Here is a 13,462-nt window from a genome sequence, read left to right as displayed (position 1 = left end):
GGGCAGGGCAGTGATCTGCCTGTCGCGGCGCTTGGCGCGTGTCTCTGCGTGCGGCGGCATTGCGCCGGGGCGGCGCAATTCCCGAACGGCGGACCATCTGACCGGACTGCAGGCGACGTATCGGCGCCCGGAGCGGGCGAAAGGGAGAGATCAATGACATCAGCAGCCGCCGACCTTTCGTCTTCGACGGGACCGCACACACGCATCGACCACTTCATCTCGATGCCCGCCGCCCGGGCCGATGCCTGGCGCGGGCTGACCGCCGATGCGCGGCGCTGGGCCGCGGGCAAGGCCGACCGGGCCGCGGTCGAGCGGGCCTTTGCCGATATCGTGGTTCTCGAGGAGTTCCATGCCTATCCCGGCGCGCGGCTGATGGCGACGCTTCGCGATCGTCTGGCCGCCGGGTCGGCCGAGGGTTTCCGGAACCTCGCGGAGCGCGTCTCGCAGGCCGTCGTCACCCGCTCCTACAAGCATGACGAGGGCGACTGGGACGTTGCCGAGTCCGCGGCCGACCGGATGCCCGATCTCGGCCTGCCCGCGCATGGCTCCGGGGGGCAGCACCGGCCGTTCTTCGAGATGCTGCTGGTCAGCCCGCATGGCGGGACCCGCGGCGCGCAGCAGTCGGCCGAGCTGCGCAAGCTTCGCCGCTCCGAGGATGCCTTCATCTACGAGACCGTGCCCGTCGGCAGCTTCGAGGATGCCATCTGCGCGGCGATCATGAACCCCGGGATCGCCGCCGTGACGATCTACGAGGGCTTCGACTTCGCCTCGCATCACGATGCGCCCGTGCTCCGCAGCGTCATCGCCGCGCGCGGCATCGACGCGGCGGATGTCGACGAGGGCGACCTCGCGCTCGGGCTCGCCAGCGAGCTGAAGCGCCTGCGGCCCGAGCTCGACATCTACCTGCTGTCCGACCGCAAGGTGGAGTCCCTCGCCGGCCATCCGCAGGCCGGCGCGCTCCGGCGCGTGCTCTACTCGGTCGAGGAGATGCTCGAGTTGCATCTCTCGGTGCTCGAGGGCGTCGCCGAACGGTTCCGCACGCCGTTCTTCGACAACCTGAAGCACTATGCCACGCGCCCGATCAGCACCTTCCACGCGCTGCCGATCGCGCGCGGCAAGTCGGTGTTCAAGTCCGACTGGATCCGCGACATGGGCGAGTTCTACGGGCTCAACATCTTCCTCGCGGAGTCGAGCGCCACCACCGGCGGCCTCGACAGCCTGCTCGAGCCCACCGGCAACATCAAGGAGGCGCAGGAGATGGCGGCCCGGGCCTTCGGCGCCGACCGCTGCTTCTTCGTCACCAACGGCACCAGCACCTCGAACAAGATGGTGCACCAGGCGGTGGTGGCGCCGGGCGAGATCGTGATCCTCGACCGCAACTGCCACAAGTCGCACCACTACGGCATGGTGCTCGGCGGCGCGCAGCCGCTCTATGTCGAGGCGTTCCCGATGACGGAATACTCGATGTATGGCGCGGTGCCGCTGGCCTCGATCAAGCAGGCGCTGCTCGACCTGAAGGCGGAGGGCCGGCTCGACCGGGTGCGGATGGTGGACCTGACCAACTGCACCTTCGACGGACACATCTACAACACCCGCCGGGTGATGGAGGAATGCCTCGCGATCAAGCCCGATCTCGTCTTCCTCTGGGACGAGGCCTGGTTCGGCTTCGCCCGCTTCTCGCCGGTGCTGCGCCCGCGCACCGCGATGGGGGCGGCGGCGGCGATCGAGGCCTGGATGCACGATCCGGCCTCGGTGGCGGCCTATGAGACCCAGCAGGCCGAGCTCGGCGAGAACCCCTCGCGGGAGACGCTGCTGGCGACCCGGCTGATCCCCGACCCGCGGCAGATCCGGCTGCGCGTCTACCAGACCAACTCGACCCACAAGTCGATGTCCTCGCTCCGGCAGGGCTCGATGATCCTGGTGAAGGATGTCGACTATCACACGGTCGAGAGCCAGTTCCGCGAGGCGGTCTTCACCCATGCCTCGACCAGCCCCAACCAGCAGCTCATCGCCAGCCTCGACATCGCCCGGCGGCAGATGGAGCTGGAGGGCTACGGCCTCGTGATGAACGCCATCGAGATCTCGCTGTCGATCCGCCGCGAGATCAACTCGCACCCGCTGATATCGAAGTATTTCAAGGTGCTCGGCGCCGAGGAGATGGTGCCGGCATCCTATCGCCAGTCCGGCTTCTCGGATTTCCTCACGCCCGGAACCACCTGGGCCGACCAGATCCGCAGCATGAACGAGGACGAGTTCTGCCTCGACCCGACGCGGATGACGCTGGTCTGCGGCACCGCCGGCTTCGACGGCACCGAGTTCAAGAAGCTGCTGGCGGACGACTACGACATCCAGCTCAACAAGACCTCGCGCAACTCGGTGCTGCTCCAGTCCAACATCAACAACACGCGGAGCGACATCGCCCAGCTGCTGCGGGTGCTGCTCGACATCTCCAACGCCATCGAGAAGCGCCTGGCCGAGGGCGGCGAGGCGGGGCGGGTCGCCTTCTTCGCGCGGGTCAAGTCGCTGATGGAGGATGTGCCGGACCTGCCGGACTTCTCGCATTTCCACGACGCGTTCCGCGGCGATGCCGGCGAGATGACGGTGGAGGGCGACATGCGGACCGCGTTCTTCGCCGCCTATGACCCGGCGGCCTGCGAATACGTGCCGCTGTTCGGCGAGGAATGCGACCGGCGGCTGGCCGAGGGGCCGGAGATGGTCTCGGCCAATTTCGTGATCCCCTATCCGCCGGGCTTCCCGATCATGGTGCCCGGGCAGGTCATCACGCACGAGACGATCGACTTCATGCGCAAGCTCGACGTCAAGGAGATCCACGGCTTCAACCGCGAGAAGGGTCTCCGGCTGATCCGGATCGAGGCCGTCACGGCCAAATCCGCTCGCTGAGCAATCCGGCGCAAACAACGAGGGCGACGCCATGTGGGACTATCTTCTCAACACGCTGCGCGACAATCCGCATATCGCGATCTTCCTGACGCTGGCCGTCGGCGACTGGATCGGCGCGGTGCGTTTCGGCAGCTTCAGCCTCGGCGCCGTGACGGGCACGCTGCTGGCGGGGGTCGTGATCGGCCAGATCGGCATCGAGGTCTCTGGCCAGATCAAGTCGATCTTCTTCATCATGTTCCTCTTTGCGGTCGGCTTCGGCGTCGGACCGCAATTCGTGCGGGGCATCGCGACCGACGGCGCGCCGCAGGCGGCCTTCGCCGCGCTGATCTGCGTGCTCTGCCTGCTCGCGCCCTTCCTGGCCGCGACCATCGCGGGCTATGGCCCGGGCCTTGCGGCCGGGCTCTTCGCCGGCTCGCAGACGCTCTCGGCCTCGATCGGGCTGGCAACCGACGCGATCAACAATTCCGGCCTGTCACCCGAGGAGGCCAAGGCGCAGACCAACCTGATCCCGGTCGCCTATGCCATCACCTATCTCTTCGGCACCATCGGCACCGGCTGGATCCTTGCCTTCCTCGGCCCGAAGATGCTCGGCACGAACATCGAGGAGGCCTGCAAGCGCTATGAGCGCGAGGTGCTCAAGGGCAGCGCCAGCGACTCCAACTACGTGAGCGCCTGGCGGGCCCGCGAACTCAGGGCCTATCGCGTCCGCGAAGGCGGTGCCGCGGTCGGCAAGACCCGGCTCGAGATGGAGCGGCTTGCCGAGGGCGAGCGCATCTTCATCGAGCGCCTGCGCCGCGACGGCGAGCTGGTGTCTCCGACCGACGAGACCGTGCTGAAGGCGGGCGACGTCGTTGCCGTCGCCGGGCGGCGCGAGATCCTGATCGACCTGCTCGGCCAGGCCGAGGAGGTGGACGACCGGGAGCTGCTGGACGTTCCGGTCGAGGCGGTCGACGTGCTGGTCTCCAAGAAGGGGCTGGACGGGCGCGAGCTGATCGACATCGCGAAGGAGCCCTACACCCGCGGCGTCTATCTCAACTCGATCCGGCGCGGGTCGGCCGCGGTCAGCATTCCCGTGCTGCCCGGCACCAAGGTGAACCGCGGCGACATCCTGCGCGTCGCCGGCTCGAAGGCCAATGTCGAGCGCTTCGCCGATGAGGTCGGCTTTGCCGACCGGCCGCAGACCACCACGAACATGGTTCTGGTCGGTCTCTCGATCCTGGTCGGCGGCCTGATCGGTGCCTATGTCCTGCCGATCGGCGGCGTGCCGATCACCCTCAGCACCTCGGGCGGCGCGCTGATCGCGGGCATCGTCGTCGGCTGGCTGCGCACCGTGAAGCCGCAGATCGGCAACGTGCCGCAGCCGACGCTGTGGTTCATGAACTCGGTCGGCCTCAACGTCTTCATCGCCATCGTCGGCCTCTCCTCCGGCCCGACCTTCATCGAGGGGCTGAAGGAGGCGGGCATCGGCCTCTTCGTCTGGGGCGTGATCGCCACCGCGATCCCGAAGCTCGCCGCGCCCTATCTCGGCAAATACGTCTTCAAGTTCGACGATGCGATCAACCTCGGCTGCTGCGGCGGCGCCCGCACCTCGACCGCCTCGGTGGCGATGGTCGGCGAGGTCGCCAAGAGCGACGTGCCGATGCTGGGCTACACGGTGCCCTATGCCGTCAGCAACACGCTGCTGACGCTCTGGGGCCTCGTGATCGTGCTGATGACCCTCTGAAGACGCGCGCCGCCACGGTCATGCCGGGTCGCGCGGCCATTCACCCGACCGGGACGGCGCCGGCACAGGCGCTGTCCGACGAGATCCGGGGCGAGCGTCCGACACCCCGGCTCCCTTCCCTCCACGTTGGACACAGCTCGGAGTCAGACATGTCCCCTTCCTTCCTGATCGCTTCGCACAAGGCGGCCCGGGTTCAGCGCACCGGGCGCCTCCTCGCCGGGGCGCTTGCCGCGGCCCTGGCCATGCAGGCCGTGCCCGCCGGAGCGCAGTCGATCCAGTATCCGACCCAGTCGCACTACTCGATGCCGAAGCCGCACCCCTTCACCGCGAAGAAGGCCGATATCGACCAGCTCGACGCGGATACCGAGATCCTCGTGCAGCAGCTCCGCGCCGGCAGCCCGACCGCGGTGGAATATGCCGGGCGGGCCCATGGCCTGCTGATCTTCCCGAGTGTCCAGACCGCGAACTATTTCCTGCTCGGCGAGACCAAGGCGTTCGGCGTCCTCTATGTCAGGGACGGCTCCGGGGAGTTCCGCAAGAACGGCTACTATTTCGGCGAGCGCAACTCGCTCGGCTTCGTCTCCGGAGCGCAGGCATCGAGCCGGGTGCTGATGTTCATGAACGAGGACGTGCTGGCCGACTTCGTCGCCGCCAGCGATGTCAGTTCCTCCTACATGGTCGTGAACCACGAGACCGGCGAGGTGGCCGGCGAGCCGGACGCCGACATCGCCATCATGATCACCCATGTCGAGGGCGATGTCAGCGAGCTCAGCATCAAGGGGCTGAACATCGTCCCGGTCGACATCAAGGACTGACGGTCGATGTCCGGGGTCAGGAAGCGCCTGCCGGGTCCGACCGCGCCCTGCCGCGATACGGGGCCGGGCCGGCGGTTCCTGGCACCGGTCGCTGTCCCGAGGGCGGCCCCGCCGACGGGACGGTCCCGGTGCGGCGGGGCATAGAGGCGGGGGACATGGAATGGAACTGATCAAGGGCTTCTTCGAGGAATCGGCGATCAGCGTCCTGTTCGTCTGCGTCGCGCTCGGCTTCGGCATCGGGCGGCTCAAGATCGGCGGCATCCCCATCGGGGGCATTCCGGGAACGCTGTTCGCGGCGATCCTGGTCGGCCAGATCGGGGTCGAGGTCGACCCGAACATCAAGACAATGGCCTTCGCGCTGTTCATCTACTCGCTGGGATATGTCAGCGGGCCCAGCTTCGTGGCGAGCCTCGGGCGCAGCACGCTCAATCTCGTCCACCTGTCGCTGCTCTCGAGCCTGCTGATCTTCCTGACGATCTGGGGGCTGGCGCAGCTCTTCGGGCTCGACAAGGGAACCGCGGCGGGGCTGCTGGCGGGGGGGATCACCGAGTCGGCGGCGGTCGGAACCGCAAGCGAGGCGCTGGGGCACCTGACGCTTCCCGGCGACGAGGTGGCGGCGATGCAGTCGAATATCGGCGTCGCCTATGCGGTCACCTATCTCTTCGGCTTCACCCTGGTGGTGTTCTTCGTCAGCGTGATCGCGCCGAAGATGATGGGGATCGACCTCAAGGCCGAGGCCGGCGGCTATGCTTCGGCACTCGGCGACAGCGGCGAGAACCTCGGCCCGACCCAGGAACCCGCGCTCCGGGGCGTCGTCGCCCGGGCCTTCGAGATCTCCAACCCGGAGGCGACCGAGCTCGACATCTCGGCGCTGGAGCAGAAGTTCGGCGGCTTCGTGACGGTCCAGCGCATCGTGCGGCGCGGCCGGCAGGTCGAGCCGACCAAGGACCAGCGGCTCGCGGTGGGCGACCGGGTCGCCCTGTTCGGCCGGCTCGGCGAGCTGCTCGAGGCCGGCGCCTTCATCGGCGTCGAGACCACCGATACCCGGGGCCTGGATCTTGTCGGCGAGACCCGAACCATCGTTCTCACGAACGAGGCGCTGATCGGGGAAACCATCATGGCGGTGCGCGCCAAGATCGATCCCGATGCGCGCCGCGGCGTCCATGTGGTGAAGATCTCCCGCTCCGGACGCATCCTCGTGCCGCGCCCGAGAATGCAGCTCGAGGCCGGCGACGTGGTCAGCCTCTACGGCACGCCGCAGGCGCTCGACAACGTCGTGCCGCTGGTCGGCTATGCCGTCGATCAGGGCATCGCGGTGGATTATGTCTATCTCGCCACCGGGATCATCGCGGGGATCCTGATCGGCATGGTCACGGTCGAGATCGCCGGGGCGCCGGTGGCGCTGCACACCGGCGGCGGCTGCCTGATCTCGGGGCTGCTGTTCGGCTGGCTCCGCTCGCGGCATCCGACCTTCGGTGGCCTGCCGACGCCGACCGCGCTCCATCTCAGGGATTTCGGCCTTGCGGTCTTCATCGCCTGCGTCGGGCTGGGTACGGGGCCGCAGGCCTGGGCGCTGCTCAAGGAACAGGGGCTCCTGCTGCCGGTCCTGTCGATCGTCAGCGTGCTCGTTCCGATCATCGCGTCGATGTACTACGCGCGGTTCGTGCTCAAGATGAACCCCGCGGTGATCTGCGGCGCCCTGGCCGGCTGCTTCACCTGCACGGCCGGCCTCAACGCGGCGGTGCAGGCGGCGGACAACGAGGTTCCGGTGCTCGGCTACACGGTGCCCTATGCCATTGCGAACGTCATCCTGACGCTGCTTGGCCCGGTCATCGTGCTCACGGTCTGACGGGGTGTGGCGGCCCTTTCCGGCCGCCACCCCTGCACAACGGCACGGATGTCAGATGCGAACGGTTGTTCGCTGCGAACTTGCAAACAGGGGGAGGAAATCGGCATGGACCATCAGGACAGCGAGATGGGCAGCGTCAGGCTCGGCACGAGCTACTACGAGAGCCTCGCGCATCTCAGCCCCTTCGAGATCAAGGACGAGCTCATCAAGCTCGCGCGCGCGGGGTCGGAACACTCCGCCAAGGCCTTCCTCAACGCCGGCCGCGGCAACCCGAACTGGATCGCGACGCGCGCCCGCGAGGCGTTCTTCCTGCTCGGGCAGTTCGCGCTCACCGAAGCCAGGCGCAGCTATGACGACCCGGTTGCGGGCATCGCCGGGATGCCGCCGCGCGAGGGCGCCCATGCCCGGTTCACCCGATGGGTCGGCAAGCAGATCGCGCTCCAGGAGGAGGACCGGGACGTGGACGAGGGCATCCCCCCCGCCCGCACCCTCTCGGACGCGGTCGAGTTCGCCATCGGCAAGTTCGGTTTCGACGCCGACGCCTTCCTGCACGAGCTGACCGACTCGATCATCGGCGACAACTATCCGGTGCCCGACCGCGCGCTGCACCACAACGAGATCATCACCCATGAATACCTGATGTGGGCGATGTGCGCCGGCCACCGGCCGGACATGAAGTTCGACCTCTACCCGGTGGAGGGCGGCACGGCGGCGATGTGCTACATCTTCAAGGCGCTGAAGAACCAGCGGCTGCTGAACGCCGGCGATACCATCGCGCTCGGCACGCCGATCTTCACGCCCTATCTCGAGATGCCCGAGCTCGAGGATTACGGGCTGCACTGCATCCGGGTGAATGCCGAGCAGGAGGACAAGTTCCAGCTCACCGAGGAGGACCTGACCGCGCTGGAGGACCCCAAGGTCAAGGCGCTGTTCATGGTCAACCCGGGCAACCCCTCGGCCGCCGCCATGGACCCCGACGCGATCGGCCGGCTCGTGCATTTCGTGAAGACCAGGCGCCCCGACCTTATGATCCTGACCGACGACGTCTATGGCACCTTCGTGCCGGGCTTCGAGTCGCTGCTCGGCCACCTGCCGCGCAACACCATCGGCGTCTATTCCTACTCGAAGTATTTCGGCTGCACCGGCTGGCGGCTGGGGGTGATCGCGGTGGCCGAGGACAATATCTTCGACGAGAAGATCCAGGCGCATCCCGAGGAGATCCAGGAGAAGCTCGACGCCCGCTACCGGGCGCTCACGCCCAAGCCGCGCGAGGTCAGGTTCATCGACCGCGTGGTGGCCGACAGCCGCGACGTGGCGCTCAACCACACCTCCGGCCTCTCGCTGCCCCAGCAGGTGATGATGACGCTGTTCGGCCTGGTCGAGATGATGGACAGCGAGAAGATCTACCAGCAGTCCTGCATCGCGATCTGCCAGCGGCGGTTCCGCAACCTGGTGGAGGGCATGGGCATCGAGTCGAACCCGGGGCCGTATTTCGACTACTATTACGGCATCGTCGATCTCGAGTTCTGGCTGCGCAAATATGCCGGCGACGAGGTGGCGACCTGGGTGAAGGAGAACATCCACCCGCTCGACATCCCGTTCCGGCTGGCCGAGGACTATGGCATCGTGCTGCTCAACGGCTCGGGCTTCGCCGCGCCGAACTGGTCGGCCCGGGTGTCCTTCGCCAATCTCGACGACGATGCCTATTCCGAGATCGGCCGCGCCATCCGCTCGATCGCCCGGGGCTACTACCAGGCCTATCAGGCATCGAAGGGCGAGAGGATCACGGCCTGACCCGGCTTGCCGCCGCCGGCACCAGAGGTGCCGGCATGACGGCCTTCCCGGCCTGCGGGCTAGCCGCCGCGCGCACGATCGCCGCCGAGCCGGAAGATCTCCGGCGCGTATTTGGCGGTGATCCCATGCGCGAAGGCCGAGACCAGCACGGCGGTGATCGCGATCGCGATGATCTCGCGGAGCAGGGGCAGGCTACCGAAATCCACCGCGACGAAGACCGCGAAGAGCGCCGTGGCGAGGCCCCGCGGCCCGAACCAGCCATAGAAGAGCCGCTCGCTGGCCGATGTCTCGGTGCCGATCAGCGAGATCCAGATCGCGAGCGGGCGCACGACCAGCAGCGACAGCACCACCACCAGCAGGCCGCCCGGCGTCAGCAGCGCCAGCGCCTCGGGAACGAACAGCGCGCCGATGAAGAAGAAGCTGAGCATGGCGAGGAACTGCCCGTCGCTCTCCAGGAAGTGGCGCGCCGGCAGCACCGAGACCGTCGCGGCATTGGCGAAGGCGATCCCGGCGACAAAGACCGCGACGAAGGCATTGCCCCCGACATGCTCGGCGGCGAAGAAGATGAAGCCGACGAAGAGCAGCAGCCCGACCTGGCCGAGATCCTTCTCCATCAGCCCGCGTGCCGCGACGAGATTGGTCAGCCTGCCGATGGCGATGCCGCCCAGCAGGCCGACGATGACGCCGGTGCCGATCTGGGTGGCCACCAGCGACAGCAGCGCGGCATCGCCGAGAGCCGGGTCGGCCGTGCCCGCCGCGAGCCCGGCGAAGAAGATCACGAAGGGCAGGGCGAGGCCGTCGTTCAGCCCGCTCTCGGCGTTCATCGCGTCGCGAAGGGTCTGCGGGATGCGTTCGTTCGAGCGGATCGACTGCCCGAGCGCCGCATCGGTCGGGGCCAGCAGCGCGGCCAGCAGGCAGGCCTCCCAGATCGGCCAGCCCGGCAGCACGAGCAGGTTGACCAGGGCGCCGATCCCGATGGCCAGCGGCAGGCCCAGCAGCAGCATGCGCCGGGTCCGCTGGCTGATCTGGTTCAGGGTCTTGCCGCGCAGGCTCGTCGCGTCGGCGAAGAGAAGCAGCGCCAGCGTCACTTCGGCCAGGTGGTGGAAGGTCGTGGCCCGCTCCATGTCGAGCGCCAGGTCGCCGACCCCGAGGACGACGCCGAGCGCGAGGCAGACCATCGGCATCGTGATGCCGGCGGCACCGATCCTCGCCGAGAACATGCAGTAGAGCAGCATCGCGAGGGCAATGTAGACGAGATAATGTTCCATGCGTTTCCCTGGCGCCTCGGCGGGCATCCGCTGCCCGGCCGGAGGCCCGTTTCGCCGTTCCCTGCATCATCCGGCCGTCGACCGGCGCTCCATCGCGTGCCGGAGGGTCCCCGGCCGCCGCTCCGGCAGGGCGGTAGCATCCCGTGCCGGTGCCACCAGTTGAAACGGGCAGCGCTGCATCTTCAAGACCCGCGCGCAACCGAAACGCGCCGGCGATCCGCCGCGCCGGCCATCGTTGCAGCGTCTCCGCTCCTTCGGGCAGTGTGGCGCGAGCCGAAGGCGCGGTACGCGGCGCCGCGCATCAAAGCACGAATTTCCGAGAAGAGGGGACGGTCCGGATGAAAGCGAGCCCGATGCTCATGACCGCGCTCACGCTGAGCGCGGCGATCGCCCTCTGGGGCATCCTCGACCCACAGGGGCTTGGCGCCGGCGCGGCGGCCATCGTGGGGGCACAGTTCGAGAGCCGCGGCTGGTTCATCATGCTGACGGCCAGCGGGCTGCTCTTCGCCGCGATCTATCTCGCGCTCTCGCCGCTCGGCAGGGTGCGCCTCGGGCCGGAGGGATCGGAGCCGGAGTTCTCCACGCCGTCCTGGATCGCGATGCTGTTCGCCGCCGGCATGGGGGTGGGCCTGCTGTTCTATGGCGCCGCCGAGCCGCTGACCCATTTCGCCACCCTCGGCGCCCATGCGCCGCCGTCGCGGGCCGCCGGGATGGCGCTCTTCGTCACCTATCTCAACTGGGGTTTCCATGCCTGGGCGATCTACGGGATGGTCGGCCTCGTGATCGCCTATTTCGGCTTCCGGCGCGGCCGGCCGCTGCTGCTGAGCGCGCCGGTGCGCGACAGCTTCGGCGAGGCGCGCTGGACCCGCGCGATGGGCTGGATCTTCGACCTGCTCGCCATCGTCGCCATCGCGGTGGGGCTTGCGGGCTCGCTCGCCATGGGGGTCTTCCAGGTGCAGACCGGGCTGGCCGGCATGTTCGGCATCGCGCCCTCGGCGGGGCTGACCGCCGCGGTCTTTGCGGCCATGTGCATCGGTTTCGCGATCCCGCTCCGGCTCGATCTCGGCGACGGCATGGCGCGGCTCTCCAACATCGCCATGGCCCTCGCCATCGGGCTGATGCTCTACCTGCTGGTCTTCGGGCCGACCTCCTACCTGATGAACGCGATCGTCACCGGCTTCGGCCGCTATCTCGCGCATGTCCTGCCCGCCGGGTTCGCGACGGCGGAGTTCCTCGAGGAGGATGTCGTCGGCTGGTTCCAGGGCTGGACGCTCAACTACATGATCTGGTGGCTGGCCTGGTCGCCCTTCGTGGGGGTCTTCATCGCGCGGATCTCGCGCGGGCGGACGATCCGGGAGTTCCTCGCCGGGGTGATCCTGGCGCCGACGCTGTTCTCGCTGATCTGGTTCGGGGTCTTCGGAGGGCTCGGCTTCTACGACTCGCTGCGCATCGAGGGCGCGCTCGCCGCGGTCAATCTCGAGAGCCTCGACGCCACCACCTTCGCCCTGCTCGCGCGGTTCCCGCTCGCTACGCTGACCAGCGGGGCGACCATCCTTGCCGCCTTCCTCTTCGTCGTGACCTCGGTGGTCAGCGCCGGCTTCGTGCTCGCGATGTTCGCCACCGAGGGCGACGAGAACCCGCCGGTGCGCCTGCGCCTGATCTGGGGGGCGGTGCTGGGTGCGCTGGGGCTGGCGATGATCCTGGTCGGCGATATCGGGCTGGTGCGCTCGGTGATCGCGCTGTCGGCGATCGCCTTCATCTTCATCGTGCCGATACTGGTGCTGTGCCTGTTCCGGTCGCTGCGGCGGGAGAACGACCAATGAGCGGCAACCTCGTCGATACCGTGCTGAACCTCCTGGTCTTCGGCTATTTCGGCTTCCTGGTCTGGCTCGCCATGCGCCCGCAGCCCTGATCCGCCGGGGCGCCGGCCGCTCCGGCGGGGCAGGGGGCGTGTCGGCCCGGCCTCGCCGGCAGGGCCGATCGGGCGCGGCCTCCCGCATCGCCGGGCGGGAGGCCCGCCGGCGCCGCGGCGGCGATCAGACCAGTTCGGGATAGATCTTCTCGAAGGTCGCCTTCGCCGTCTTGAACCGGCCCTGGACCTCGTTCAGCGCCTTCGCGGCCTCCTTGAGCGCGAGCTCGAGCATCTTCAGGGCGCGGGCGAACATCGGCTTGTCGCGCACGTCCTGCGGGATCGACTTGAGGATGCGCTTGTAGTTCTTCACCGCCAGCTCCTTCAGCCGATCGGCAATGGCGATCCGGTCGGTCCAGAGCTGGTAGGCGTCCCGGCGCGCCTTCTCGAGGCCGCCGAGAAAGCCCTCGCGGTCCGAGGTCATGTCCTTGATGTTCTTCTCGATCTGGTCGGCCTTCAGGGCGCTGACCGCGCTCTCCATGTCGGACTTGTACTTCTTGAGGTCGCGGGCGAGCTGCTTGCCATAGGCGTCCATCTGACCTTCCGCGCCCCTGGCCAGCTTCTCGAGGGTGTCGAGCTTGGACTCGAGCAGGTCGAGCCGCGGCTCCAGATCCTTGCTCCAGGCGTTCTCCGTGGTCATGAACTGCTTGGTGTGGCTGATGAGCACCTTCTTCATCGCGTCCATGACCGCCTTGTAGGCGTCGTCCTGCGGCTTCAGCTTGAGCTTCTCGCAGATCCCCGCCGAGCCGCGCCGCGGCTCGCCGCGCACGAAACTGCCGTGTTCCTTGTAGGTCTTCTCGCATTCCTTCCGGTAGTCCGCGAGCCAGATCCGGGTCTGCTCGATCCGGCCCTGGGCCGCCGGGTCCTTCGCGTTCACCAGCCCCTCGATCCGCTTGATCTCGTCCTTCTCCCACTTCACCTGTTCTTTCTTGATGCGGATGAAGAATTCCTCGGCCTCCTGCGACGTCTTCAGCCAGCCATCGGCGATCTTGTTCGCCTCCTTGATCTGCTTGTCATACTTTCCCATGGGCGTTTTCCTCTCGGTTTACTGGTGCGCCGCGGTCCGGCGCCGTGTTTCGACTGATCGGAATGTGGCGTTTCCGGGCCCGCTCGGCCATGCCGCGGCGGCTAACGTATCGTTGCGCGTTGACTAAGGCGGAGCGCCCTGCCTAGGCTCGACGGGGCGGCCGGTGGGACCAGAGG

Annotated in this window: 8 protein-coding genes; 6 read left to right on the top strand and 2 right to left on the bottom strand. The window is 67.9% G+C overall.

Going from position 1 to position 13,462, the window contains the following annotated elements; translation table 11 throughout:
- Positions 1–153 precede the first annotated feature (153 nt).
- The 5 genes from QSJ97_RS15910 to QSJ97_RS15890 all read left to right on the top strand — a co-directional run bounded on the left by QSJ97_RS15910 (position 154) and on the right by QSJ97_RS15890 (position 9,082).
- Positions 154–2,901, top strand: coding sequence for an Orn/Lys/Arg family decarboxylase (locus QSJ97_RS15910; RefSeq protein WP_285672882.1), 2,748 nt, complete (start codon positions 154–156; stop codon positions 2,899–2,901).
- 31 nt (positions 2,902–2,932) lie between these two features.
- Positions 2,933–4,624 carry an aspartate-alanine antiporter gene (gene aspT / locus QSJ97_RS15905; protein ID WP_285672881.1) on the top strand — a complete coding sequence of 564 codons (1,692 nt, stop codon included), beginning with the start codon at positions 2,933–2,935 and terminating at the stop codon, positions 4,622–4,624.
- 149 nt (positions 4,625–4,773) lie between these two features.
- Positions 4,774–5,439 carry a lipid-binding SYLF domain-containing protein gene (locus tag QSJ97_RS15900; protein WP_285672880.1) on the top strand — a complete coding sequence of 222 codons (666 nt, stop codon included), beginning with the start codon at positions 4,774–4,776 and terminating at the stop codon, positions 5,437–5,439.
- A 160-nt stretch (positions 5,440–5,599) separates the two neighbouring features.
- Positions 5,600–7,288: an aspartate-alanine antiporter gene (aspT, locus tag QSJ97_RS15895; RefSeq protein WP_285672879.1), complete on the top strand. Its 1,689-nt coding sequence runs from the start codon at positions 5,600–5,602 to the stop codon at positions 7,286–7,288.
- A gap of 105 nt (positions 7,289–7,393) precedes the next feature.
- A complete protein-coding gene (locus QSJ97_RS15890) occupies positions 7,394–9,082 on the top strand; it encodes a bifunctional aspartate transaminase/aspartate 4-decarboxylase (protein WP_285672876.1) in 1,689 nt (562 codons plus the stop codon).
- Positions 9,083–9,141: 59 nt separating this feature from the next.
- Here QSJ97_RS15890 and QSJ97_RS15885 read toward each other — a convergent pair whose 3' ends face one another.
- On the bottom strand, positions 9,142–10,350 hold the full coding sequence (locus tag QSJ97_RS15885) for a cation:proton antiporter domain-containing protein (protein WP_285672874.1): 1,209 nt from the start codon (positions 10,348–10,350) through the stop codon (positions 9,142–9,144).
- 338 nt (positions 10,351–10,688) lie between these two features.
- Here QSJ97_RS15885 and QSJ97_RS15880 point away from each other — a divergent pair, with 338 nt between their 5' ends.
- Positions 10,689–12,173, top strand: a complete 1,485-nt coding sequence (locus QSJ97_RS15880; RefSeq protein ID WP_285672873.1) for a BCCT family transporter — start codon at positions 10,689–10,691, stop codon at positions 12,171–12,173.
- Between the two features lie 213 nt (positions 12,174–12,386).
- On the opposite strand, the gene QSJ97_RS15875 is transcribed toward QSJ97_RS15880, so the two are convergent.
- Positions 12,387–13,286 carry a hypothetical protein gene (locus QSJ97_RS15875; RefSeq protein ID WP_285672871.1) on the bottom strand — a complete coding sequence of 300 codons (900 nt, stop codon included), beginning with the start codon at positions 13,284–13,286 and terminating at the stop codon, positions 12,387–12,389.
- Between the last annotated feature and the right edge of the window lie 176 nt (positions 13,287–13,462).

The organism is Paralimibaculum aggregatum (assembly GCF_030270585.1).
GTDB classification, from domain to species: domain Bacteria; phylum Pseudomonadota; class Alphaproteobacteria; order Rhodobacterales; family Rhodobacteraceae; genus Thermohalobaculum; species Thermohalobaculum aggregatum.
This window is presented reverse-complemented; position numbering and strand designations above follow the sequence as displayed.